Here is a 25679-nt window from a genome sequence, read left to right on the forward strand (position 1 = left end):
CGTTTCAGGCCCTCAGTCCTCGCTGCGGATATCGCGCACCGATCCGCCGGAACGCAGGCGGTGCGCCACCTGCAGATGGCGCGGCGCCACCGCATTTTCGGCCATGTCGAGCAAAAGCGAGGCCGCCGCCGCCCCCATGGTTGCATCCGGCATCTCGACTGTGGTGAGGATGGGATGGGTCAGCCGGCCGATGGCAATGCCGTCGAAGCCCGCAACGGAAATATCCCCCGGCACCGAAAGCCCGTGGCGCCGGAGCGCAGCGATGACGCCGAGTGCCAGGAGATCGTTGGACGCAATGATCGCCGAGGGCGCGAAGCGGGACAGCGCGCCGGACAGATCCAGCGCGTCAAAACCATCGACAAACGGGATCTGCAGCGCCTCGAAAGCAGTCAGATCGGCCGTAGCCATGGCATCACAATAGCCGCTGTAGCGCAGCCTTGCCCGATCGGAGGCAGCAAAGTGACCGGAGACGAAGAGGATCCTGTCATGGCCGAGCGCCAGCAGATGATCGGTGATATCGCGGCTGGCCTGGCGGTTGTCGGCGCTGACGGCAGCGGGAAACCGGCTGGTCGGCGCATTGCCCAGAAGCACCGTCGGCGGCAGATCGTCGGACAGGGCCTTGCTGGTCTCCGCATCGCAGACGGTCAGGATCAGCCCCGTCGGCTGTTCGTTGAGCAGGGCCGCGACCGCATCCAGTTCGCGGGCCGGGTCGTAGTCCGACTGGGCGATCAAGACGCCGTGGCCGGCCACCAGCATGCGGTTTTGAATGCCGGACAGGGAGGCGGCAAAGACGGGATTGGTGATGCTCGGGATCAGCACGCCGACCACCGGGCGCCGACGCGGCGAGCCCGATGAGCCGCCCGCCGCGCGATAGCCAAGTTCCGCCGCCGCGCGGCGGACCTTGCGGACCATGTCATCGCTGACCGGTCCGGTGCGGTTCAAGACCCGCGATACGGTTGCAATCGAGCAGCCGGCGCGGGAGGCAACCTGCTGGAGGGTGATCATCACAAGGGTCCGTCATTGAAGGGCGATCGAGACAAAACACGGCAGGGCGATTTTATCAACGGCCCTTTGCCAATGTCCGTCACGCGCGCCTGACCTCGCAACCGAAAGCCGCTCGGCCACCTATCTCTGATGCGCCCGGATCACCTTCAGGAAGGCATCGCCATAACGCTCCAGCTTGGACTGGCCGACGCCGGAAATGCCGAGCAGCGCGTCGCGGCTGGTCGGCCGCTCGGTGGCAAAGGCGACCAGCGTCGTGTCCGGAAAAACGACATAGGGCGGCACGGCAAGCTCCTTGGCGATCGCCATGCGGGCGCCACGCAGGGCCTCGAAAAGTTCGAGATCCGAGCCTTCCAGTCCGGCTTTGGCATTGGTCGAACTCGCCGATGCAGTCCGCGAGGCCTTGCCGGTGGTCGGCCGGTCCTTGCGGAATCGCACCTCGCGTTCGCGCTTGAAGACGGCCCGCGCCTCCGGCTCCAGCTTCAGCGCCCCGAAGGCGTCGTGATCGACGCTGACGAGACCGGCCGCCAGGAGCTGGCGATAGACCGACTGCCAGGTCTTGGAGGGAATGTCCTTGCCGACCCCGAAGACCGGCATGTCGACATGGCCGAAGCGGGCGGTCTTTTCATTCTCTAAGCCCAGCAGCACATCGATCAGATGGCCGGTGCCGAAGCGTTCGCCGGTCCGGTAGATCGCCGCAAGCGCCTTGATCGCCGCATCCGTGCCGTCCCAGGTTTCCACCGGTTTGAGGCAGGTGTCGCAATTGCCGCAGGCGCCGCCATGCGCCTCGCCGAAATGGGCAAGGATCGCCTGGCGCCGGCAGCCCGGCGTCTCGCAGATCGCCAGCAGCGCATTGAGCTTGGCCCGTTCGACACGCTTGATATCGTCGCCCGACGTGCCCTGGTCGATCATCCGGCCGCGCTGGATGACGTCGGCCATGCCATAGGCCATCCAGACATCCGACGGCAGCCCGTCGCGCCCGGCCCGTCCGGTTTCCTGATAATAGGCCTCGACCGAGCCGGGCAGGTCGAGATGGGCGACATACCGCACGTTCGGCTTGTCGATACCCATGCCGAAGGCGACGGTGGCCACCAGGCAGAGATCCTCTTCCTTCAGGAACGCGTCCTGGTTGGCGTCGCGCACGGCGCGGTCCATGCCGGCGTGATAGGCGAGCGACCGAACCCCTTGGGTGTTCAGCCATTCGGACGTGTCCTCGACCTTGGCGCGCGACAGGCAGTAGACGATGCCGCTCGATCCCTTGTGGCGGTTCAGAAACCGCAGCAGCTGCTGGCGCGGCTGGTCGCGCTCGACGATTTCATAGGCGATGTTCGGCCGGTCGAAGGAGGTCGTGAACACTTCGGCCGAGCGCAAAGCCAGCTTGTCGATAATGTCTTCGCGGGTATGGGGATCGGCGGTTGCCGTCAGCGCCAGCCGCGGCACGCCGGGATAGTCCTCCGCCAACCGGCCAAGCTCGCGATATTCCGGCCGGAAATCATGGCCCCACTGGGAGACGCAATGGGCCTCATCGATGGCAAACAGCGAAATCTTCGCATGGCCGATCACTTCCTTGAAGGCCGGCGTGACGATGCGCTCCGGCGTCACATAGAGAAGATCGAGCGCGCCATTGGCAATCGCCCGGCGGACATCCGCATATTCGTCGCGCGTCAGCGAGGAATTGAGCGCTGCGGCCCTGACACCCAATTGCTTCAGGGCTTCCACCTGGTCGCGCATCAGCGCGATCAGCGGCGACACGACAATGCCGACACCATCACGGCACAGGGCCGGGATCTGGAAGCACAGGGATTTGCCGGCACCGGTTGGAAACAGCACCACCGCATCGCCGCCCGAAACCACCCGGTTGATGACGGCGGCCTGCTTGCCGCGAAAGGCCGGGTAGCCATAGACCTGCTTCAGGATGGCCAGCGGATCTTTCGTCCCGTCGCGGTCAAAGGGCGCCTTGTCGAACAGGGCATCGATACGGTGGGGCGTCTGCGGCATGGAATCGCTTTCATGAGAAGATCGCACTATGGCATAGGTCATGCCGAGATCGCGAGCCTTTGCAGCCGGTCCGCCACGTCGCCAGGCCCTTTCTGGTGGTTACCAGCGGGCGACGCGGGGCCCAAGGGCCATGCCGAGTGTCATCAGGATGGCAATCGCGACCGAATACCAGGTGGCAACAAACAGCGGCGAATCATCCGGGCAATGGGCGTTGACTCCAAAATCGAATGCGTCCTAATAGAGAAATTGGTAAGACCACCTTACCAGATGCGCATTGGGAGGAACGGTGCGCGGGGAGGACGACCATGTTTGTGGCCTTGGAACCGCGCCGCCTCTACAGGCAGGTGGCGGACCAGATACGTGCACTGATCGAGTCCGGCGAGTTGATCGTTGGCGAGCGGCTTCCGGCCGAGCGCGAGCTGGCGGAACGGTTTGGCGTGTCCCGCCCGACGGTGCGCGAGGCGCTGATCGTCCTCGAAGTCGAAGGCCTGATCCAGATCCGCATGGGGTCGGGGGTCTATATTGCGCCAAAACCTGCAACTGGGCCGGCCGTGCTGGCGGCCGATGACAGCGATGGTCCTTTCGAGATCCTGCGGGCCCGCTGCATCGTCGAAAGCGCCATTGCCGAGGAGGCCGCCCGGCGAACCTCGCCAGCGGGCATTGCCCGGCTCGACGAAAACCTCGACCAGATGGAACGGTCGCTGAACGATCACAATCAGGCGCTGGCCGCCGACAGGGCGTTTCACACCGCCATCGCCGACATTATCGGCAATGGCGCACTTCATCATTTCATGGGCCTCTTGAGCGACAAACGCATGTCGCCCTACTTCGAAAAACTGGCGAGCTATTTCGAAGGCCCGCATACCTGGAAACTGGCGCTCGAGGAGCACCGGGTGATCCGCGATGCGATTGCGGCGGGCGATCCGTCCGCAGCGCGCGAGGCCATGCGGCGGCACCTGACGCTGGCCCAGAAAAGATTCTCAGAAAGCTTCGGGGAGGAGCCGGCGAGAGAAGACTGATCCTGCCGCATGTCTGGCGGGGGAGCAGGAAATAGAGATCTGAAACCAATTCGGGAGGAAAGAATGACATTCAGATTGACAGCAGTGCTGGGCGCAACCGCCCTTGTCCTGGCATCGACCTTGGCCGCTCAAGCCGAGACCGCCCTGAAATGGGCCCATGTCTACGAAACGTCGGAACCGTTCCACACCGAATCCGTCTGGGCCGCAGAGGAAATCGCCAAACGCACCGAGGGTCGCTACAAGATCGACGTCTTTCCGGCCTCGCAGCTCGGCAAGGAAGCCGACATCAACCAGGGCCTGAAACTCGGCACGGTCGACATCATCATTTCCGGCTCGAGCTTTGCGGCACGGGATTACAAGCCTATCGGGGTCACCTATTTCCCCTATATCTTCCGCGACCCGAGCCATCTGCTGGCCTATACCAAGAGCGACATCTTCAAGCGGCTCGCCAAGGGTTATGAGGACAAGACCGGCAACGTCATCGCGGCTGTCAGCTACTATGGCACCCGTCAGACGACATCCAACAAGCCGATCGCGACATGCGCCGACATGGCCGGGTTGAAGATCCGCGTGCCGGATGTTCCGGCCTATCTCGCCATGCCGCGCGCCTGCGGTGCGAACACCACGCCGATCGCCTTTGCCGAAGTCTATCTGGCCCTTCAGAACGGCACGGTCGATGCCCAGGAAAATCCGCTGACCACCATCGAGGCCAAGAAGTTCTATGAAGTGCAGAAGAACATCATCCTGACCGGCCATATCGTCGACCACCTCAACACGCTGATCTCCAAGAGCCGTTGGGCAAGCCTGTCCAACGAGGACAAGAAGATCTTCGTTGACGTCATGCAGGAGGCTGCCGCCCGCACCACGAAGATCATCGAGGAGCGCGAGAAGGGTCTCGTTGGCGAGTTCAAGACGCGCGGTATCAACGTCGTCGAGGTCGACAAGGCCGACTTCGAGAAGACCGTCCTTGAGAAGGTCACCTTCGAGGAATTCGGCTACGACAAGGCCGACTGGGAAGCGATCCGCGCCATCAAGTGAGTTCCGTTTACGGCGCGGCCATTCAAAGGCCGCGCCGCCCCCACTCTTGAGACGGGATATTCCTTATGTCTGCGACGCAGGAAATTCACACTCAGGTGACACCTGAGGAGCTTGCCCATACTTTCGAAGATGCACCGGTCCACATTGACCTGAAGGTCTATGCCATCGAGGACTGGGTCACCTTTGCCATCTTCTGGCTGATGACGGGCTGCGTTTTTCTGCAGTTCTTCACCCGTTATGTGCTGAACAACAGCTACGCCTGGACGGAGGAAATTGCCGTCAACTGCCTGATCGGCGTGGTCTTTCTTGGATCGGTGATGTGCGTGCGCCAGTCGCGCCATATCCAGGTGGACGTTCTCTACCATTACCTTCCGGCGAAAGTGACGCGGGGTCTGGCGACCCTCGTCGATGTCGTGCGGATCGGCTTCTTCGCTTACGGCTCGTGGTTGATGTGGCGCTACATGGAGATTGTGGCCGGCGAGGAAATGGTCACGGTCGCCCTGCCCCGCAACATCGTCTTCTACACGGTGCTTGCCGCCTTCGTCCTGATGTTCCTTCGCTCCATCCAGGTCTTCGTCGCCAACATGCGCCGGGGCTATTCGGTGCTGGAGCGGCCTGAAGCGTTCCAGAACGCAGAGGATTGATCATATGCTGCTTTTGATTGGCGCTTTTCTTGTCCTGATGATCATCGGCCTGCCGGTTGCGGTCTCAATGGCCGTGGCATCGGTGCTCTATATCGTTTTCTACAATGTCGCTCCTGATATCATTGCCGCGCAGCGGCTGATTGCCGGCGTCGAAAGCTTTCCGTTGCTGGCGGTTCCCTTCTTCATCCTGGCCGGCAACCTGATGAACTCGGCCGGCGTGACGGGCCGCATCTATGCCTTCGCTGTCGCACTGGTCGGCTGGATGCGCGGCGGCCTGGCGCAGGTCAACATCATCGGCTCGGTGATCTTCTCCGGCATGTCCGGCACAGCGCTGGCCGATGCCGCCGGGATCGGCACCATCGAGATCAAGGCCATGAAGGATCATGGCTATCCAGTGGAGGCCGCAGTCGGCGTGACGGCCGCCTCGGCCACGCTTGGGCCGATCTTTCCGCCGTCCCTGCCCTTCGTGATCTACGGCATGATGGCCAATGTCTCGATTGGCGCGCTGTTCATGGCGGGCATCGTTCCAGGCGTCGTCATGACCGTGCTGATGATGGTGACGGTGATGATCTTTGCCTATGTCAAGCAGTGGGGCTCGGACACGCCGTTCAGCCTGCGCGTGATCCTCGGCGCTTCCCTGGAAGTGGTCGTCGTGATGATGGTGCCGCTCGGCATCTACCTGCTGACGCTTACCGGTGTCTCGCTCAATCTGGCCATCCTGATCACCCTGATCGTGCTGCTTGCCTGCGATTGGTATTTCGACTTCTCCGCCGTGATGGCGCTGATGACCCCGGTGATCCTGATCGGCGGCATGACCATGGGCTGGTTCACGCCCACCGAAGCAGCCGTTGCCGCCGTGCTCTGGTCGCTATTCCTTGGCCTGGTGCGCTACCGGACGATGTCGTTCAAATCGCTGGCCAAGGCGACCTTCGACACGGTGGAAACCACGGCCTCGGTGCTGTTCATCGTCGCTGCCGCCTCGGTCTTTGCCTGGTTGCTGACCGTCAGCCAGACCGCGCAATTGCTGTCGGATGCCATCCTGTCGATCACCGACAACAAATGGGCGTTCCTCATCCTGGTCAACCTGTTGATGCTGTTCGTCGGCTGCTTCCTGGATACGATCGCGGCGATCACGATCCTGGTCCCCATCCTGATGCCGCTGGTCAAGCAGTTCGACATAGACCCGGTACATTTCGGCCTCATCATGACGCTCAACCTGATGATCGGGCTGCTGCATCCACCACTTGGCATGGTGCTCTTCGTGCTGTCGCGCGTCGCCAAGCTCTCGGTGGAACGGACCACGATGGCCATCATACCCTGGCTGGTGCCGCTGTTCATCGCCCTGATGCTGATTACCTTCATTCCGGCGATCACGCTGTGGCTGCCGACCGAAATGGGCCTGATCCGCTGATGCGGCCCCTCCCGCGCGACAACGGTCGCGCGGGATCCCTGCCAAAGAGAGACGAGAGAAGAAGGCTTCAGACATGTTGACGCGGGTGGCACGTCTTCACGCAACACGCGACCTGCGGGTCGAGACACAGGACACCGCATTGCCGGGCCCAGGCCAGGTCCTGCTGCGCATGGCGGCTGGCGGCATCTGCGGATCCGACCTTCATTACTACCAGGACGGCGGTTTCGGCCCCGTGCGGGTGCGCGAACCGATCATTGCCGGGCATGAGGCGTCGGGTTTTGTCGAGGCGGTCGGCGAAGGTGTCAGCACCATCGCGGCCGGCATGCTGGTGGCGGTCAATCCGTCGCAGCCCTGCGGCACGTGTCCTTTCTGCGAGATCGACCAGCCCATCCATTGCCTCGAGATGCGCTTCATGGGCAGTGCCATGCGCCTGCCTCATGAACAGGGCATGTTCCGCGACTGGCTGATCGTCCCGGCGATCCAGTGCTTTCCCGTTGGCCCTGATATCACGCCGGGCGAAGCCGCCTGCGCCGAACCGCTTGCGGTCTGCCTGCATGCAGTGGCCCAGGCCGGAGATCTCTCCGGAGCGACGGTTCTGGTCACCGGCGCCGGCCCGATCGGCCTGCTGACGATTGCTGCCGCCCGTCATGCCGGTGCTGCCGAGATCGTCGTCACCGACCTGAGCGATGCCGCACTTGCCCGCGCACCGGCCATGGGCGCGACGTCCACTGTCAATGTTGCAACGAATCCGGACGGGCTCGCCGCCTGGCAGGCCGACAAGGGCAAGGTCGACGTGGTGTTCGATTGCTCGGCTGCCGGGCCGGCGCTGCGCTCCGCCTTTGCCGCGATCAGGCCGCGCGGCACCATCGTGCAGGTCGGCGTTACCGGCGACATGACCATTGCGCTCAACATGCTGGTGGCCAAGGAAATCGTCTGGCGCGGATCCCAGCGCTTCGACCGCGAATTCGGCCAGGCGGTGACACTCATTTCCAGCCGCGCCATCGATGTGCGACCGATCATTTCCCACGCATTTCCGCTTGAAAAGGCGAACGAAGCCTTCGAGCAGGCGGGCGACCGCTCCGTCGCGTGCAAGGTGCAGCTCACCTTTGCCGGCGGCAACTGAAGTTCCAGAGGATCAAGACAATGAGACATACATGGCGGTGGTTTGGCCCTGTCGACAAGGTGACGGTGCGCGACGCGGCGCAGGCTGGTGCGCAAGGCATCGTCAGCGCGCTGCATCATGTTCCGACCGGAACGGCCTGGACGCTTGACGGCATTCGGCAGCGCCAGGACGACATCAAGGCCGGCGGTCTTTATTGGGACGTGGTGGAAAGCGTGCCCGTGTCGGAGGACATCAAGACTCAGACAGGCGACTGGCGCGACCATGTCGCCAACTGGCAGGAAACCCTGCGACGCCTGTCGGCCTGCGGCATCCGCACCGTCTGCTACAATTTCATGCCGGTGCTCGACTGGACCCGCACCGACCTGCGCTGGGAGACCGGGCACGGCGCCAAGGCCATGCGCTTCGATCTCATCGATTTCGTCGCCTTCGACATCCACATCCTGAAGCGCCCCGAGGCCAGCGCCGATTATCCGGAAGCGCTGATCGACGAGGCCGCGCAATGTTTCGCCGGCATGCCGGATGACAAGATCATCGCCCTCGGCCGCAATATCGGCGCCGGCCTGCCGGGCTCCGCCGATGGCTACACGCTCGATCAGCTGCTGGACAAGTTGCGCACCTATCAAGGCACCGACCGCAACCGGCTGCAGCAGAACCTCATCGATTTCCTATCCGAGGTGACACCGGTTGCCGAACAGGTCGGCATCAACATCTGCGCCCATGGCGACGACCCGCCGTGGCCGCTGCTCGGCCTGCCGCGCATTCTGTCGACCGAGGCGGACTACGCCCATATGCTGGGTCAGGTGAACAGCCGCGCGAACGGCGTGACCCTGTGCACCGGTTCGCTCGGCGCGCGGGCCGACAATGACCTGCCTTTGATCGCCAGGCGTTTTGCCGACCGGATCCATTTCGTCCATCTGCGCAACGTGACCCGTGATACCGACACCGTGCCGTGCTCCTTCTTCGAAGACGAACATCTCGAAGGCGGCACCGACATGGTCGCCGTCATTGCGGCGCTGCTCGACGAGGAAAAGCGCCGCCGCGCCGAAGGCCGCGACGATCACCAGATCCCGATGCGCCCCGACCACGGCCAGGAAATCCTCGACGACCTCAACCGCGGCGCGCAGCCCGGCTATCCCGCCATCGGCCGGCTGAAGGGCCTTGCCGAATTGCGCGGCATTGAACGCGCCCTCCTTCACCCGCAATTTGGAGCCCGCTGATGACCGGTCTTATCCTCCAGTTCGGCACCAGCCGCTTTCTTCAGGCCCATGCCGACCTCTTCCTGCACGAGGCCCGCGAGGCTGGCCAGGAAGTCGCCCCGATCACCATCATCCAGACGTCAGGCTCGGCGGAACGGGCCGGCCGACTGGCTGCGTTTTCCGATCCGGCCGGCTATCCCGTCATCATTCGCGGCCTGGAAAACGGCGAACCGGTCGAGCGCCATATCGCTGTCAAAAGTGTCTCCCGCGGCCTGTCGACGGCGAGCGACTGGTCGGAGATCGTCCGTCTTTTTGTCCATGAGGCGACATTCGTGATCTCCAATACGGGCGATTCCGGTTATGCTGTCGGCCTGGACGAAGCCACAGCCGGCCTTGGCTCCGAGACGCCGCTGCCGTCTTTTCCCGGCAAGCTGACGCAATTGCTGCACGCCCGTTTTGAAGCCGGTGGCGCACCCCTGACGATCCTGCCCTGCGAGTTAATCAACCGCAATGGACCGGTGCTGAAGGGCGTGGTTCGGGATTTGGCCGGCCAAGCCGGCGCCAGCCCGGCCTTCCTGCTCTGGCTCGACGACAAGGTGATCTTTGCCAATACGCTGGTCGACCGGATCGTCTCCGAACCGCTGGAGCCGGCCGGCGCGATTGCCGAGCCCTATGCGCTCTGGGCCATCGAAAAAACGCCGGGACTGACCCTTCCCTGCCGCCATCCGGCCATCGTGCTGGCCGACGATCTCGAACCCTATGAACGGCTGAAGCTGCATATCCTCAATCTCGGCCACAGCGTGCTGGCCGACATCTGGCAAAGCGAGAGCCGCCCGCCCGGCGAAACGGTCAAGGTCATCCTCGCCGATCCCGCCATCCGTACCCGGCTTGATGCCGTCTACCGGGACGAGGTTCTGCCCGGATTTGCGGCGCGCGGCATGGGCGACCAGGCGCAGGCCTATGTGGAAACCACGATGGGCCGTTTCCTGAACCCCTATCTCGACCACCGCATCGCCGATATCGCCGGCAATCATGCGCTCAAGGTGGAACGACGCATCGCAGCTTTCCTCGACTGGGCAGGAACGCCAGCGCCGGTGCTCGAATCCATTGTCTCGAAACTCCACAGGAACAACCCATGAAAGCGCTGATTTGCAACGAACCCGGTCGCCTTTCGCTGATCTCACGCCCGGACCCCGTAAGGGCGGCAAACGAAGTGCTGGTGCGCATCCGCCATGTCGGCATCTGCGGCACCGACTTCCACATTTTCGCCGGCAAACACCCCTTCCTCGAGTATCCGCGCGTCATGGGTCATGAACTGTCCGGCACGGTCGAGCAGGCGCCGGAGGGCAGCCGGCTGAAACAGGGCGAGCCGGTCTATATCGTGCCTTACCTCTCCTGCGGCACCTGCCAGGCCTGCAGCAAGGGGCTGACCAATGCCTGCTGCAATATTCGCGTGCTCGGCGTCCATTGCGACGGCGGCATGGCCGAATATCTCTGCGTGCCGGAGCAGAATGTCGTGCCGACCGGCGGCATCGCGCTCGAAGATGCGGCGATGATCGAGTTTCTGGCGATCGGCGCCCATGGCGTCAAGCGCGGCAATATCAGCGCCCAGGACCACGTGCTCGTCACCGGTTCCGGCCCGATCGGCATGTCGGCGATCATCTTTGCAAAGGCGCGCGGCGCCCATGTCACCGTGATGGACACCCGCGAGGATCGGCTGGCTTTTGCCGTCGAGCGGCTCGGCGCCGACCAGACGATCTTCGCCAACGACCAGGCCGAGGCCGAGGCCGAACGTCAGACCGGCGGGACATGGTACGATGTCGTCATCGACGCGACAGGAACGGCCGCCCCCATGCAGCGCGGCTTCAATTTCCTGAACCACGGTGCTCGCTACGTGCTGCTGTCGGTGGTCCGTCAGGATATCACCTTCTCCGACCCGGAGTTTCACAAGCGCGAAATCACGCTTTTTGCCAGCCGCAACGCGCAGCCGGACGATTTCGCCGAGGTGGTGCGCCAGATGGAAGCGGGCAAGGTGCCGACCAGGGCACTCAATACCCATCACGGGCGGCTGGAGGATGGCGTGGCGCTGTTTTCCGAATGGTCCCGTCCGGAGGCCGGCGTGATCAAGGCCATTCTGGACCTCTGAACCGAACGCCGGAGCATCCGGCAGTCTCTTCGAGTGGCCCCCTCCCCGGCCGCAGTGGCAGCCAGGGAGGGAATGCGAGGTTCAAGCGCTGAGCGTTTTTGCAAACGGCATGACGCGGATGCGCTTGCCGAGCGCCTTGTAGATGGCATTGGCCACCGCCGGTCCGATCGGCGGAACGCCCGGCTCGCCGATGCCCGAAGGCGCATTGGCGGAGGCGAGGATATGCACCTCGACCACCGGCATCGCGTCGATACGCAGCGGCGTATAGGCATCGAAATTGCTCTGGTCGACCTGGCCGTCGGTCAGGGTGATCTCCTCGCCGAGGATAGCCCCCAGTCCAAAGCCGATGCCGCCTTCCACCTGGGCACGGACCTGGTCCGGATTGACCGCCAATCCGCAATCGACCGCCGCCACGACGCGTTCGACCTTGATGCCGCCCTTGCCGTCGGTCGAGACCTCGGCAATCTGCGCCACCACGGTGCCGAAGCTTTCGGCCACCGCAACGCCGCGGAACCGTCCTTCCGCCAGAGGCTTGGTCCATTCCGCCTTTTCGGCGGCAAGCTTGAGGACGACCGCATGGCGCGATCCCGGCTCGAGCATAGAAAGGCGGAATTCGACCGGATCCTTTCCGGCCGCCTCGGCGACTTCATCCATGAAGACTTCCGCGGCAAACGCCGTATGGGTCGAGCCGACCGACCGCCACCATAGAACCGGAACGCCGACGTCGGTGGTGGTCAGGCCGACGGTCTGGTTGGCAATGGCGTAAGGCAGGTTGTTCGCCCCTTCGACCGAGGTCGGATCGACGCCGTTCTTGACCATGCCGTCAAACATGGTCTTTGCCATGATGGACTGGCCGACCACATGGTTTTGCCAGGCGACGAGCTTGCCGTCGCCGTCGATACCAGCCTTCAGGGTATGCACGTAGGCGGGGCGATAGCGGCCGGCCCGCATGTCGTCTTCGCGGGTCCACTGCACCTTGACGGGCGCCCGGTAGCCGATTGCCTTGGCGACATAGACCGCCTCAACCACCACATCGCCATCGAACACCGCGCGCCGGCCAAAACTGCCGCCGGTCTTCATGACATGCAGATGCACTTGGTCAGGGGTGATGCCGACGATCTGGCTGGTCAGGGCCTGATAGACATCGGGGAACTGATGGCCGCCCCAGATTTCGAGCGTCCCATCTTCGTTCTTGCGCGCCACGGCGTTGAGCGGTTCCATCGCCGAATGCGACAGATACGGAAACTCGAAGCTCGCGTCGATCACCTTGGCGGCAGACGAGAAGCCGGCATCGACATCGCCATCCTTGCGGGCGATGGCCGCGGGAGGCTTGGTGGCAAGATCGCGGTACATTGCCATCAGTTCCGGCGTGCCGCGCTTTTCGGCTGCCGTATCGTCCCATTCCACCGTCACCGCTTCCCGGCCCTTGATGGCCGCCCACATGTGGTCGGCAACGACGGCCACACCGCGCGGCGTCTCGACGACGTCGACAACGCCCTTCACGGCCCGGGCCGCCGTCGCATCGAAGGACTTCACCTTGGCGCCGAACAGTGGCGGATGGATCATCACCGCCGTCAGCATGCCGGGAAGCTTGACATCGATCGTATACTGCTCGGTGCCATTGGCCTTGCGGGCACTGTCGAAACGCTTCTGGCCCGGCTTGCCGATCAGCTTCCACTCGCCCGGCTGTTTCAGCGTCACGTCGGTCGGCGCCGGCAGGGTCGCCGCCTTGGCCGCAAACAGGCCAAAGCCACCGCTCTTGCCGGAGGCATGGGTCAGAATGCCGTTTTCGACGGTGATTTCCGCAGCGGGAACGCCCCATTCGGCAGCAGCGGCCGAGACCAGCATGGCGCGGGCGGCAGCCCCCGCCTGGCGATAACGCTCCCAGGAGGTGACCATCGACGTGGAGCCGCCGGTGCCCTGAATGGCGCCGCCGAAGGCGACATTGCCATAGGCTTTGAGATTGCCGGCCATACCCTGCACCTCGATGGTCGACCAGTCGGCGTCGAGTTCCTCGACCACCAGGGTGGCGAGACCATTGTAGGAGCCCTGTCCCATTTCAAACTGCGAGGACAGGACCGTGACCTTGCCGTCGCCATCGATCGTCAGATAGGGGCTGAAGGCATGGGCGCCGCTGTCGCCAGCCGCTGTCTCGGCGGCCAAGGCCGTCGAAGCGGGCAGCAGACGGAAGCCGATGGCGAGACCCGTGCCGGCCGCAAAGGCGCCCAGCAGGACTTGTCGGCGGGAGGCCTTCGCCTGGACCGCGGGCAGGACGAGAGATTGCATCATCTTCGGTAACATGGCTCAGGCCTCCAGACGCTTGGCAGCTTCGTGAATCCCGGCTCGGATTCGGTGATAGGTGGCGCACCGACAGAGATTGCCGGCCATGGCCGCATCGATATCCTCGTCCGTCGGCTTGGGATTGCTGGTCAGCAATTCGCTGGCCGACATGAGCTGGCCCGATTGACAGTAGCCGCATTGCGGCACATCGAGATCGGCCCAGACCGTCTGCAGCGTTTCGGCGACCTTGCCGGAAATCCCCTCGATGGTCGTGATCTTGGCCTCGCCGACATCGCCGATAAATGTCTGGCAAGAGCGGACGGCCACGCCGTCGAGATGGACCGTGCAGGCGCCACATTGCGCCACGCCGCATCCGAATTTCGTACCGGTCAGACCCACGAGATCGCGGATTGCCCAGAGAAGCGGCATATCGTCCTCGGCCTCGACCTGATGTTCGGTGCCGTTGATTGTTAGTTTTACCATGAATGTTCTCCCCGCGTTGTGGCGCGCAATCAACACGGACAGGCCCGAAATGTTGATTTCGAGACCGTCCGGCGCGCACCCTTTGCCGCCGCAGCTTAGAAGAACCTGTCAAAGACGGGTAGGTTCGATCCTGCCGGATTATTGCTCGATCGTGTCGACAAGGCCGCTTTTTGTCCATCCGCGCCGTTTTTGACGTTCGGCAAGCCGCACGACGTCACCCAGCCCCCGGCCAAAGCGAATCTCAGCCGACAGAGTTGCGCCGAATGGATTCATCCGAGTTCAAAATGGCCCTGATGTCGCGCAGCGGAGGATGGCCGAACATGCGCCGATATTCCCGGCTGAATTGCGTCGGGCTCTCATAGCCGACCCGGAGCGAGGCGCTAGCCGCATCGAGCGACCCCGACAGCATGAGTTCGCGGGCATGGTGCAGCCGCAGATGCTTCTGGAACTGCAGGGGGCTCATGGCCGTCATGGCGCGGAAATGGTGGTGCAATGTCGAGACACCCATGTTCGCCATGTCGGCGAGGTCCTCGACGCGCAGCGGCAAAGTATAATTCTCCTTGAGCCAGGCCACGGCCTTGGCGACCCGGTTGCTGTTGGTGCCGGCCAGCGCAAAGCGCCGCAGGCGAGCGCCCTGCTCGCCCGACAGCAGCCTGTACAGGATCTCGTTCTGAATATGACCCGCCAGAAAGGGGATGTCGCTCGGTGTGGCCGCCAGCGAAATCAGCCGCAAAAAGGCATCGAACAGTTCCGGCGTGGCCGCGCCGACCACGATGCCACGGTCTCGTTCGCGCGTATCGGACGGCTGTATGTCATAATCGGCAATGAGGCGCCGCAACCGCTCCAGATCAAGCCGCAGCATGGCGGCGACATAGGGCTCGCCCTCGCTTGCCGCACAGATCTGGCCGGTCATCGGCAATCCGATCGCCGTCAGGAAGAAACAGGCCTCGTCATAGACCAGCGTCTCGTCGCCGACGCTGATGCGTTTGCTGCCCTTGATGATCATCGACAGGCTGGGCTCGTAGACGCTGGAAAACGGCCCGGCCGGCTCCACCACCCGGTAGAGCGAGAGACCGGGAATGGCATGTTTGAACTCCACGCCGTCCCAGGGCATTCGCGACAGCACGTCGAGAATGCGCGCCCGGATCGCCTCGGTCTGTGCGCTGAGATCCTTGCCCTGGGCGATCGCTCTGTCCATCGAAACTCCTCGTTCCGGCCCATCGTTAGCCGGAAGTTCTTTTCCTGTCTTATCACATAATTTTGATTTCGACAGGATCAGGCAAGATGTTTTCGAGGCTTCGGATTGACGTTCAGCAAATCGGGCCAGTTTCAAAGGCGATCAGAGGAAATTGGCCTCAAACAGCTCCTGCGCATAGGCCGAATGAGTGGCTCCGATGCGCAGGTCCTCCTTGCTCATCTCGTCGACAAACACCCCGTTCTGCATCACCAGAACGCGGTCGCACATATGGGCAATGACAGCGAGATCGTGGCTGACCAGGACAAAGGTCAGGCCCCGCTCGTCGCGCTGATCGGCAAGAAGATTGAGGATTTCGGCCTGCACGGAGACGTCGAGCGCCGAGGTCGGCTCGTCGAGAAGCAGGATCTCCGGCGACAGGATCAGCGCCCGCGCGATGGCGACCCGCTGGCGCTGGCCGCCCGACAGCTCGTGCGGAAACCGCGTGGCAAATGCCTCCGGCAACCCCACCTGCCGCAGTGCTGCCGGCACCTTCGACCAGCCGTCGCCAAGCCCCATGGCCCGGATCGGTTCGGCCAGAGCCGTACCGATGCGGTGGCGGGGATGCAGCGAACCATAGGGATCCTGAAACACCATCTGCGACAGCATCAGCTCGTCGCGCGAACGGGTCTTGCCGATCGGCTTGCCGGCCAGTGAAATGTTCCCCGTCCAGCCCTGTTCGATACCGGCCACCGATCGCAGCACCGTCGACTTGCCGCAACCGGATTCGCCGACGATGCCAAGCGTCTCGCCTTTGGCGACCGTGAAGCTCACGCCGCGGACCACATGGTTGCGGCTCGTTTTCGTGCCGTAGACGACATCCAGATTGTCGACCTTGATCATCGTGCGACCTCCATGGCTTTGTCCAGGCTTGCCCGGTCGAGGACCTTCAGCCGATCGACCGGATGGCGGGGATCGGGAAGGGCGGCGATCAGGCTGCGCGTATAGGGATGCTGCGCCTCTTCGAGCTTGGACAAGGTCTCCACGACCCGCCCCGCATACATCACCAGGATGCGTTCACAGAAGGCGGCCACCATGCGGATATCATGGCTGATCAGGATCAGGCCGGAATTGTTCTCCCGCACCAGTTCATCGAGCAGCACCAGCACATCCTTGCGCACGCTGACATCGAGCGCCGAGGTCGGCTCGTCGGCGATCACCAGCTTCGGCTTGGCCAGCAGCATCATGGCGATCATCACCCGCTGGCCCATGCCGCCGGAAATCTGATGGGGATAGAGCTTCATCACCCGGTCCGGTTCGGCAATCCGCACCCGTTCCAGCATGGCGCGTGCCGCCTCCAGCGCCGGTTTCTTCGACAGGCCGAGATGCAGCTTGGCGGCTTCGGCGATCTGCTTGCCGATGTTGAGCACCGGGTTCAGCGAATAGCGCGGGTCTTGCATGATCAGCGCGATATCCTTGCCGCGCAATCCGCCCATCTGGCGCTCGGTCTTTTCGAGCAGCGGCTCGCCGCAGAAATCCAGTTCCGCTGCCGTCACGGTGGCGCTCGGCGGCAGAAGCCGCATGATCGCCCGGCCGGTCGTCGACTTGCCGGAACCGGATTCGCCGACAATGCCGATGCGCTCGCGGCCGAGATCGAAGCTGACATTCGAGACCGCCGAAATGGAGTTCTGGCCGAACCGCACATTGAGATCGCGGACCGAAAGGATAGTGTTGAGATCAGGACCGGGCATGGCGGGGATCCAGAAGGTCGCGCAGCGTATCGCCGACAATGTTGAAGGCGATGCTCGTCAGGAGAATTGCAATACCGGGCATCACGGCAACCCACCAGTAGTCGAGCATGAACTTGCGCCCGCTGGAGATCATCGCGCCCCATTCCGGCGCCGGCGGCTGGGCCCCGAGACCGAGAAAGCCGAGCGAGGCCGCCGTCAGGATGATGCCTGCCATGTTGAGCGTCAGGCGCACGATGACGGAGGGAATGCACATCGGCGCGATGTAAAGGATCAGGATGCGCACCGGCGACGCTCCATAGAGACGGGCGGCGGCGACATAGTCTGCATTGCGCACGACCAGCGCTTCGGCCCGCGCCAGCCGCGCGATCGGCGGCCAGGCGGTCAGCGAGATCGCGATGATGGCGGTGTTGAGGCCGGCACCGAGGGCGGCGGCCAGCGACAGCGCCAGGATCAGCGACGGAAAGGACAGCACGATATCGGTCGCCCGCATCAGGATGGCATCGGTGCGGCCGCCGAAGAAGCCGGCGACGATGCCGATCAGAAGACCGATCGGCCCGACGATGAACGAAATCGACAGCACCGTCTGGATGGTGATCCGCGTGCCGTAGACCAGGCGGCTGAAAATATCACGGCCAAACTCGTCGGTGCCCGCCAGATGGGCAAGGCTTGGCGGCTGCAGGGCGTTTTCAAGGCTTTGGATGGCCGGATCGTAGGGCGCGATCAGCGGTGCGAAGATCGCCACGGTGATCAGCACGGCCAGCACGATGAAGCCGGCCATGCCGAGCGGCTCATGGCCGAGCTTGGCGAGCGTCCGCCCCAGCGAGGAGGTGATCCGGCTCGCAATGCCGGGCGGCCGCACGGTGGCGGTCTGGTCGAGTATCTGGCTCATCGGGCAGCCTCCCTCGTGCGTGGATCAAGGACCGCATAGGCGATGTCGGCCAGGAAATTGAGCGCCATGAAGATGAAGCCGACGATGATGGTGGCCGCCAGAATGGCGTTCATGTCGCCGATCATCAGCGCATTGGTCATGTACTGGCCGATACCGGGCCAGGAGAAGACGATTTCCGTCACCACCGCACCTTCCAGCAGATTGCCATAGGAAATGGCCAGAACGGTGATCAGCTGCACGGCAATATTGGGCAGGACGTGGCTGATGACGGTGCGCGCCGGACCGACGCCCTTGGCGCGGGCGGCAATCACATAGTCCTGGCTCAGCTGCTCCAGGGTGAAACTGCGGGTCATGCGGGTGATATAGGCCATGGCGGAATAGGCCAGGATGAAGGCCGGCAGGATGATGTGCGACAGGGCGTTCCAGAACACCTCCGTATCGCCCTCAATCAGGCTGTCGACGAGCAGGAGACCCGTGACCGGCGGGATGAGCCCTTCATAGAAGACATCGACGCGGCCCGGCCCGCCGACCCAGTTGAGCGCGGCGTAGAAGATCACCAGCCCGACAATGCCGAACCAGAAGACCGGGATCGAATGGCCGACCAGCGAGATGACGCGGGCGAACTTGTCGATGAACGTATCGCGGAACAGCGCTGCGGCCAGGCCCAGCGGCACGCCGAGCAAGGTCGAGATCAGCACGGCCAGCGTCGCCAATTCCAGGGTGGCGGGAAAGGCCTGCGCCAGATCCTGCGACACCGGATTGCCGGTCAGGATGGCCGTGCCGAAATCACCGCGGAACAGACCGCCCAGAAAAATGCCGAATTGCTGATAGAGCGGCAGGTCGAGCCCAAGGCGCACCCGCATCGCCTCGTAGGCGGCCGGGTCGGCAAGTTCGCCGACCACGGCGCCCACGGGGTCGACGGGGAGAACCCGGCCGATCACGAAGGTGACGCAGAGCAGGATGAAGAGGCTGACGAGCAGATGCAGGACACGCCGCCCCAGCTCCCTTGCGGAAAGTTCCTTCATGATCGGATGCCTTGCCCGTTACTCAGCAGCTGTCTTGGTGACGCCTTCCAGGCGGGTCGCCAGGCTGGGATGTCCCACATAGTCCTTGACGCGATCGCTGACCACGATCGGCTCGAACCGCTCGAACAGCGGCAGCACGGCCGGCTTCTGCGCCACGAACATCTCCTGCATCTCGACATAAAGCGCACCGCGCTTCTTCGAATCCGGCTCCATGGCGGCCTTTGCCGTGAGCGCCGTCAGTTCGGGAATGTCCCAGGCCGACCGCCAGACGAAATTGCCGGCATTGTTGGCTTCCAGCGAATTGTCGGGATTGCTGGAAAACTGCTCCATGGCGCCCAGCGCGTTCGGCATATAGGCCCCGGTCTGCGGCATCAGCAGGTCGAAATCACGAGCGCGGTGGGCGGCGATGATTTCCGAGCCGTTGCCCTGGCGGATTTCCACCTTGATGCCGATCTGGGCCAGCGATGCCTGGATGGCGGTCGCCAGATCGATGCGCGGCGTCTGGGCGATGGTCTTCAGTGTCAGGCTGAAACCGTCCTTGTAGCCGGCTTCCGCGAGCAGAGCCTTGGCCTTCTCGACATTCAGCTGCCAGTCGGGGCTCGCAATAGCATAGTCGTAGTTTTCCGGCACCGGCACCGTGCGGACACGACCGTAGGGGCCCATGATCGCCTTCTCCATGCCCTTGTAGTCGATGCCATAGGCGATCGCCTCGCGCACCTTCGGATCGGAGAGCTCCTTCTTGCCGGCATTCATCGCCAGCACATAAAATCCGCCGGTCGGAATACGCTGGATGCCGAAGCCCTTCTTGTCGTTGAAGGTGCCAAGGTCCGAGGCCGTCAGCGCGCTGGCGATATCCACGTCGCCACGCTCCAGCATCAGGCGCTCGACCTGGCTTTCCGGCACATGACGAACGATGACGCGGCGCATCTTCGGCTCGCCGGCCACATAGTTTTTGTTGGCGTCGAGAATGACCATTTCGTTCGGCGTCCAGCGATTGAGCGTGAACGGCCCGGAACCGGCAGAATTGGTGCGCAGCCAGGCATTGCCATAGTCGTTGTCGACGGCATGCGTCTTGACCTCTTCACTATCGACGACACTGGCAATGCACATGGCCAGGCGATAGAGCAGTAGTTCCGACGTGACCTCACCCGACAGGTCGACGCGGACGGTCTTCTCATCCGGCGCGGTCACCAGCGTTTCGATATTATCCGCAGAATAGCCGACGCGCTTCAAGTTACCCGCCGCGGCCTGGTCGAGCTTCATCAGGCGTGTCAGCGAATAGACGACGTCGGCGGATGTTACTTTATTGCCAGATGCAAATTCCGCATCGCGAAGGTGAAAGGTGATGCCCTTGTCATCGATATCCCATGTCTCGGCCAGCTGCGGCAGGATCTTGCCGGTGGCATCGGTGGCCACCAACCGATCATAGAGATTGGACATGACTTCGACCGCCTTGCCCTCGGTCGCCTGATGGGGATCGAGCGACAGGACCTGCGCGAGCGATGTCGCGATAACCAGCTGATTGTCGGGTGTGGCAGCGTGAAGGGTCGGCGCGCCAAGCGTCAAAACGCTCAGCGCAACGCCGACGAACAGTCGTCTCGAAAAATGCTTCATAGAATCTCCTCCCTAGTCTATCATACGATACATATGATGTCGTCCGTATGTCGTATTATGATTTATCGGACTTCGCGTATATTGGCAAGAGCCCGCCAAAAAGAGAACGAGACAGGCAGACCATGGCAAACGGACTGGGGACAACAGCACCACGGGGACGACAAAGACTGGCGCAGCAGCTGATCGACCAGTTGCGCGGCCAGATCGAAAGCGGCAAGCTGAAACAGGGCGACCAATTGCCGACCGAGCCGCAGCTCGAGGCAAGCTACGGCGTCAGCCGCACCGTGGTCAGAGAAGCGATCGCCGACCTGCGCGCCGCGGGTTATGTCAAGCCGGTGCAGGGCAAGGGTGTTTTCGTCAGTGATCCCAAGAGCCACCAGACCTTCAACCTGACACCGATCGAGATCAACAGCATTCCGGAAACCCTGGAATTGCTCGAATTTCGCATGGCAACCGAGGGTGAAGCCGCCGCCATTGCCGCCTATCGCCGGACGGCCGAACAGGAATCAACCATGCGCGCCGCCAACCGCCGAATGGCCCACCTGATCGAAGAGGGGAAGCCGACCGTCGAGGCGGATTACGACTTTCACATGGCCATTGCCGCTGCCACCAACAACCGATTCTATGTCGATGTGCTGCGCCATTTCGGTCCGCGCGCCATCCCGCGCGGCCAGTTCCCCACCCTGCCCGACGCCAGCGATCGCGATTATTTAAACAAGGTCCATGCCGAGCATGTCGCCATCCTGTCGGCCATTGCCGAACAGGACCCGGATCGCGCCCGGCAAGCCATGCGCGACCACCTGATGGCCAGCCAACGCCGCTACCGCATCCTCGCCGAAAGCCAATAAGCCTCTCGACAGGATTCGAAATTCATATTATGTCATATGATGTGATATGAATTTCGAGTTCGAGGAGGAGTGCGTAGTGTATCTGGGAACACAGGTCGGCGCCCGCGATGACGAGGATTACCGGGTCTTTGCCCAACTGGGCGTCAAGCACATTTCGGCCGACCCGCCGGGACTGCCGGAAACATGGACATTGGAGGATCTGGAGCGGCATCGCGATCACGTCGAGAGCTTCGGCATCATGCTGGATATGATCCAGCTGCCTCTGCCCTCACGGGTGATCGAAAGAGCCCCCTATCCGGATATCCTGCTGGCGGGACCCGATCGCGACCGCCAGATCGATGCGGTCTGCACGATGATCGAGAATTGCGCCAAGGTCGGCATTCCGGCCGCCAAATACAATCTCAACCTGATCGGCATTCCGCGCACGGAGATGGAGCCGGGGCGCGGCGGCTCCAGAAACGAAGCCTTCCGCTGGGACAAAGCCGATCATCAGGCCGCTCCGGGTCTCGCCGGCACGCTTTCGGAAGACGAGAACTGGGAGCGCATCGACTATTTTCTCGAGCGTGTCGTGCCGGTGGCCGAAAGCAATCGCGTTCGGCTCGCCTGCCATCCGCACGATCCCTATACGCCGCCCGGCTACAAGGGCGTCACCCGCGTGCTGGGTACGGTCGAAGGTTTGAAGAAATTCGTGCTGATGCGCGAAAGCCCCTATCACGGCCTCAATTTCTGCCAGGGCTCGGTCGGCGAGATGCTCGACAATCCGCGCGAGGAAATCGACGACATCATCCGCTGGTTCGGAACCCGCGGCAAACTGTTCAACCTGCATTTCCGCAATATCAGCGGCGGCAAGCTGTCTTTCATGGAGACCTTCCCGGACGAAGGCGACATGGACATGGTCCGCTCGCTGAAGGTCTACAAGGAGGTCGGCTACCGCTACATGGTCATGCCCGACCATGTGCCGACGATCAGCGGCCGCGACCCGCAGGGCACCGCCTTTGCCTTCTGCTACGGCTATATCGCCGCCATCCTCCAAGCCCTCGAGACATCGCAGATCTGATGCGGCGTCCCTCCCATTGCATTGACAGAGACACAAGGATTTCAGATGGACCCCATTGAGCTCAAGAAAGCCGTCGGCGACGGACTTCTCTCCTTTCCCGTAACCCACTTTACTGCCGATCTGAAGTTCGATGAGCCCGCCTATCGTCGCCATGTCGAATGGCTGTCCGGTTTTGACGCCTCGGTGCTGTTTGCCGCCGGCGGGACCGGCGAATTCTTCTCGCTGACCCCGTCGGAAATTCCCGAGGTTATCCGGGCCGCCAAGGCATCGGCCGGCAAGACGCCGATCATTTCCGGCACCGGCTACGGCACGGCGCTGGCCGTCGAGATTGCCAGATCGGCCGAAAAGGCCGGCGCCGATGGCCTGCTGCTGCTGCCGCCCTATCTGATGTTTGCCGAACAGGAAGGCCTGGTTGCGCATGTCAGGACGGTCTGTAAATCGGTCGGCATCGGCGTGGTCGTCTACAATCGCGACAATGCGGTTCTGAACGCCGACAGCATCGCCCGGCTCTGTGACGACTGCCCAAACCTGATCGGCTTCAAGGATGGCGTCGGCGATGTCGACAAGGTCATCGAGATCACCACCAAGATCAAGGATCGGCTGGTCTATGTCGGCGGCATGCCGACCCACGAAGTCTATGCCCAGGCCTATTTCGCCGCCGGCGTGACGACCTATTCCTCGGCCGTGTTCAACTTCGTGCCGGCGCTGGCCCAGCGTTTCTACAAGGCGCTGCGGGCCGGCAACCAGCCCGTCGTCGATCAGATCCTCACCGAGTTCTTCTTTCCCTTCGTAGCGTTGCGCAACCGCCGCCGGGGCTATGCGGTGTCGATCATCAAGGCGGGCCTGCGGGCGATCGGCCAGCAATCCGGCCCCGTCCGGCCGCCGCTGACCGACCTGACCGCCGACGAAATGACCCTGCTGGAACGGCTGGTTCAGGCCAATAACGCCGCGAAAGCCGCCGCGGAATAGAAAATCCGCAGCAGGCCGGCCACCGCCTGCCGCATAGGTTGGCGAAAGCCGACGGGCGTGAACCCGCCCTGCGCACGACCTGTATCCGGCCTACCGGCCGACCGGTCTGCGAAAATTTCGCAGACCGGGCCTATCTGCCGCAAAACAGTCGTTTTGCTTGTCGATCTTCCAGCGGGATGTGATCATCGATCGGGGATTTCGTGCGGGACCAGCCGGCTAAAACGCCTTATTTCAATCAATGGGAAACGCCCGAGATGACGCTGCCGGTGATATCGGAGGGCGGTTCGGCGCTGTTGCGCGACCCTCTCTGGCGCAATTCCGGGGCGGAGACGATCGAGGACTATGCACGCTGGGCCGTCAATGCCTGCGGCATGGCCTGCCTGAAGATGATCCTTGCCGCACGTGGCGAGATCCATCCGACGCTGACGCTGGCCAGGGACTGCACGGACTATGGCGGCTATGTCGTCAACGATGCGGATGCCTCGATCAAGGGTCTGATCTATGCGCCCTTCGTCAGATTTGTCGCCGAGCGTTTCGGGCTGCAGGCCGAGACGGTGACGAATGTCGAAACATCCACCATTCCCGAGCTTCTGTCGCAGCGGAGATTTTTCATCGCCTCCGTCAACAGCGCTATTCGCTGGCCGGAGCGTCAGCCGCCTTCCAAAGGCGGGCACCTGGTTCTGGTAACGGCGGCTGGAGCCGATACGATCCGCTTCCATAACCCTTCCGGTCACGACCGGCAAAGCCAGGCCGATGTGACCCTGCCGCTTGCGACCTTCGACCAGTTCTTTGCCAACCGCGGCATTGCCGTCGGCCTTTAAGCCATTTCAACCCCTCATCATTGCGGAGAACCATTTCATGCCCCACGCCTCAGGCCCCGAGACGCTGCGTATCGCCGTGCTGTTTGGCGGGCGATCCGCCGAACATGACGTATCGGTGCTTTCGGCGACCAATGTGATGCAGGCCCTGGCGCCGGAACGCTATGAGCCCGTGCCGATCTTCATCACCCGCGAGGCCGTATGGCTGTTAAGTTCCTTCGAGAACGGCGTTTTGTCGAAACCCTCCAGCGGCACGCAAGTGTGCCTTGTTCCCGGAGGACAGGGGCGGATGATTGCCCTTCCGGCGAATGGGCCGGCTTACGATCTGCCGAAGATCGACATCCTCTTTCCGGTCCTGCATGGCCTGCACGGCGAGGATGGGTCGGTGCAGGGGCTTGCCGAAGTGGCCCGCGTACCGCTCGTCGGCTGCGGAATCCTCGGTTCGGCGACCGCGCTCGACAAGGTCATCGCCAAACGGCTGCTGCGCGTGGCCGGCATTCCGGTCGCCCGGTCGGTGACGATCAGCGAGGATCAGACGCCCGATTTGTCCGTGCTGGAACGCGAACTCGGGCTTCCCGTGTTCATCAAGCCGGCCCGCCAGGGGTCTTCGGTAGGCGTGAGAAAAGTGTCCGGTAGCCAGGAGTTTCTGCCGGCTCTGGTGGAAGGCTTCAAACATGACCGCATCCTGCTGGCCGAGGAATTCATCGCGGGCCGCGAGATCGAATTCAGCGTGCTGGAAGATCCGGCTGGCGGACTGTTCGTCTCCCGACCCGGCGAGATCATTCCCGCCGAAAGCCACGGCTTCTACAGCTATGACGCCAAATATATCGACGAGGACGGTGCGGCGCTGAAGGTTCCGGCAGAGCTGCCGCCGGAAATCGAGGCCGAGATGCGCGACATGGCCGCCAAGGCCTTCAGGGCGCTTGGCTGCGATGGCATGGCGCGCGTCGATTTCTTTCTGACCGAAGACATGACCTTCCTCGTCAACGAGATCAACACGATCCCCGGCTTTACCGATATCAGCATGTATTCCAAGGCGATGGCCGCCAGCGGCGTGAGTTATGCCGAGATCATCGACCGATTGGTGGAACACGGGCTGGCACGGGCGGCGCGGTGAAGCGGCCGCCTGCAACGGTCCCGAGGCGCGGCTGCGTCCGGGGCCAGAGTAGGCAGACGCTGCGCGCCAAACGCAGA

General features: G+C 62.9%; 23 protein-coding genes and 1 pseudogene. 13 read left to right on the top strand and 11 right to left on the bottom strand.

Features of this window, described 5'->3' with window-relative positions; genetic code table 11:
* Positions 1-12: 12 nt before the first annotated feature.
* From HGO38_RS12610 to HGO38_RS12620, 3 genes and pseudogenes are all read right to left on the bottom strand, one after another.
* Entirely contained in the window at positions 13-1005 is a 993-nt protein-coding gene (locus tag HGO38_RS12610) for a substrate-binding domain-containing protein (protein WP_250956233.1), read from the bottom strand.
* A 120-nt stretch (positions 1006-1125) separates the two neighbouring features.
* Complete coding sequence (gene recQ, locus HGO38_RS12615; RefSeq protein ID WP_250956234.1) at positions 1126-3000, bottom strand: DNA helicase RecQ; 1875 nt, start codon at positions 2998-3000, stop codon at positions 1126-1128.
* A 99-nt stretch (positions 3001-3099) separates the two neighbouring features.
* Positions 3100-3210: pseudogene (locus HGO38_RS12620) on the bottom strand (NrsF family protein); the annotation flags it as partial.
* Positions 3211-3305: 95 nt separating this feature from the next.
* Here HGO38_RS12620 and HGO38_RS12625 point away from each other — a divergent pair.
* The 8 genes from HGO38_RS12625 to HGO38_RS12660 all read left to right on the top strand — a co-directional run bounded on the left by HGO38_RS12625 (position 3306) and on the right by HGO38_RS12660 (position 11577).
* Positions 3306-4019: a FadR/GntR family transcriptional regulator gene (locus HGO38_RS12625; protein WP_250956235.1), complete on the top strand. Its 714-nt coding sequence runs from the start codon at positions 3306-3308 to the stop codon at positions 4017-4019.
* Between the two features lie 63 nt (positions 4020-4082).
* Positions 4083-5057 (top strand): sialic acid TRAP transporter substrate-binding protein SiaP, encoded by a 975-nt coding sequence (locus HGO38_RS12630; protein ID WP_250956236.1) that lies wholly within the window; start codon positions 4083-4085, stop codon positions 5055-5057.
* 65 nt (positions 5058-5122) lie between these two features.
* A complete protein-coding gene (locus tag HGO38_RS12635) occupies positions 5123-5701 on the top strand; it encodes a TRAP transporter small permease (RefSeq protein WP_250956237.1) in 579 nt (192 codons plus the stop codon).
* A 4-nt stretch (positions 5702-5705) separates the two neighbouring features.
* Positions 5706-7112, top strand: a complete 1407-nt coding sequence (locus HGO38_RS12640) for a TRAP transporter large permease (RefSeq protein ID WP_250956238.1) — start codon at positions 5706-5708, stop codon at positions 7110-7112.
* Positions 7113-7185: 73 nt separating this feature from the next.
* Positions 7186-8235 (top strand): L-idonate 5-dehydrogenase, encoded by a 1050-nt coding sequence (locus HGO38_RS12645; protein WP_250956239.1) that lies wholly within the window; start codon positions 7186-7188, stop codon positions 8233-8235.
* 20 nt (positions 8236-8255) lie between these two features.
* Positions 8256-9452 (top strand): mannonate dehydratase, encoded by a 1197-nt coding sequence (gene uxuA / locus HGO38_RS12650; RefSeq protein ID WP_250956240.1) that lies wholly within the window; start codon positions 8256-8258, stop codon positions 9450-9452.
* Positions 9452-10570, top strand: a complete 1119-nt coding sequence (locus HGO38_RS12655; protein WP_250956241.1) for a mannitol dehydrogenase family protein — start codon at positions 9452-9454, stop codon at positions 10568-10570. The genes uxuA and HGO38_RS12655 overlap by 1 nt, the downstream gene beginning before the upstream one ends.
* Positions 10567-11577, top strand: a complete 1011-nt coding sequence (locus HGO38_RS12660) for a zinc-binding alcohol dehydrogenase family protein (protein ID WP_250956242.1) — start codon at positions 10567-10569, stop codon at positions 11575-11577. The genes HGO38_RS12655 and HGO38_RS12660 overlap by 4 nt, the downstream gene beginning before the upstream one ends.
* Before the next feature lie 81 nt (positions 11578-11658).
* Here the strand turns inward: HGO38_RS12660 and HGO38_RS12665 are convergent, their stop codons facing one another.
* The 8 genes from HGO38_RS12665 to HGO38_RS12700 all read right to left on the bottom strand — a co-directional run bounded on the left by HGO38_RS12665 (position 11659) and on the right by HGO38_RS12700 (position 20793).
* A complete protein-coding gene (locus tag HGO38_RS12665) occupies positions 11659-13878 on the bottom strand; it encodes a xanthine dehydrogenase family protein molybdopterin-binding subunit (RefSeq protein WP_250956243.1) in 2220 nt (739 codons plus the stop codon).
* A 3-nt stretch (positions 13879-13881) separates the two neighbouring features.
* Complete coding sequence (locus HGO38_RS12670) at positions 13882-14340, bottom strand: (2Fe-2S)-binding protein (protein WP_250956244.1); 459 nt, start codon at positions 14338-14340, stop codon at positions 13882-13884.
* A 241-nt stretch (positions 14341-14581) separates the two neighbouring features.
* Positions 14582-15538, bottom strand: coding sequence for an AraC family transcriptional regulator (locus HGO38_RS12675; protein ID WP_250956245.1), 957 nt, complete (start codon positions 15536-15538; stop codon positions 14582-14584).
* 141 nt (positions 15539-15679) lie between these two features.
* Positions 15680-16417 carry an ABC transporter ATP-binding protein gene (locus HGO38_RS12680; RefSeq protein ID WP_250956246.1) on the bottom strand — a complete coding sequence of 246 codons (738 nt, stop codon included), beginning with the start codon at positions 16415-16417 and terminating at the stop codon, positions 15680-15682.
* On the bottom strand, positions 16414-17265 hold the full coding sequence (locus HGO38_RS12685) for an ABC transporter ATP-binding protein (protein WP_250956247.1): 852 nt from the start codon (positions 17263-17265) through the stop codon (positions 16414-16416). Before HGO38_RS12685 ends, HGO38_RS12680 begins: the two co-directional genes overlap by 4 nt.
* Complete coding sequence (locus tag HGO38_RS12690) at positions 17252-18154, bottom strand: ABC transporter permease (protein WP_250956248.1); 903 nt, start codon at positions 18152-18154, stop codon at positions 17252-17254. Before HGO38_RS12690 ends, HGO38_RS12685 begins: the two co-directional genes overlap by 14 nt.
* On the bottom strand, positions 18151-19179 hold the full coding sequence (locus tag HGO38_RS12695) for an ABC transporter permease (protein ID WP_250956249.1): 1029 nt from the start codon (positions 19177-19179) through the stop codon (positions 18151-18153). Before HGO38_RS12695 ends, HGO38_RS12690 begins: the two co-directional genes overlap by 4 nt.
* Before the next feature lie 18 nt (positions 19180-19197).
* Positions 19198-20793 (bottom strand): ABC transporter substrate-binding protein, encoded by a 1596-nt coding sequence (locus HGO38_RS12700; protein WP_250956250.1) that lies wholly within the window; start codon positions 20791-20793, stop codon positions 19198-19200.
* A 122-nt stretch (positions 20794-20915) separates the two neighbouring features.
* On the opposite strand from HGO38_RS12700, the gene HGO38_RS12705 reads away from it, so the two are divergent.
* The 5 genes from HGO38_RS12705 (at position 20916) to HGO38_RS12725 (ending at position 25602) form a co-directional block, all read left to right on the top strand.
* Positions 20916-21641, top strand: coding sequence for a FadR/GntR family transcriptional regulator (locus HGO38_RS12705; RefSeq protein ID WP_250956251.1), 726 nt, complete (start codon positions 20916-20918; stop codon positions 21639-21641).
* A 76-nt stretch (positions 21642-21717) separates the two neighbouring features.
* Positions 21718-22698 (top strand): mannonate dehydratase, encoded by a 981-nt coding sequence (locus HGO38_RS12710; RefSeq protein ID WP_250956252.1) that lies wholly within the window; start codon positions 21718-21720, stop codon positions 22696-22698.
* 45 nt (positions 22699-22743) lie between these two features.
* Positions 22744-23667, top strand: coding sequence for a 5-dehydro-4-deoxyglucarate dehydratase (kdgD, locus tag HGO38_RS12715; RefSeq protein WP_250956253.1), 924 nt, complete (start codon positions 22744-22746; stop codon positions 23665-23667).
* A gap of 254 nt (positions 23668-23921) precedes the next feature.
* Positions 23922-24488 carry a cysteine peptidase family C39 domain-containing protein gene (locus tag HGO38_RS12720; RefSeq protein ID WP_250956254.1) on the top strand — a complete coding sequence of 189 codons (567 nt, stop codon included), beginning with the start codon at positions 23922-23924 and terminating at the stop codon, positions 24486-24488.
* Between the two features lie 37 nt (positions 24489-24525).
* On the top strand, positions 24526-25602 hold the full coding sequence (locus tag HGO38_RS12725; protein ID WP_250956255.1) for a D-alanine--D-alanine ligase family protein: 1077 nt from the start codon (positions 24526-24528) through the stop codon (positions 25600-25602).
* Positions 25603-25679 lie beyond the last annotated feature (77 nt).

Origin of the sequence: Rhizobium sp. CG5 (genome assembly GCF_023701945.1) — a bacterium.
In the GTDB taxonomy this organism is placed as follows: Bacteria; Pseudomonadota; Alphaproteobacteria; order Rhizobiales; family Rhizobiaceae; genus Allorhizobium.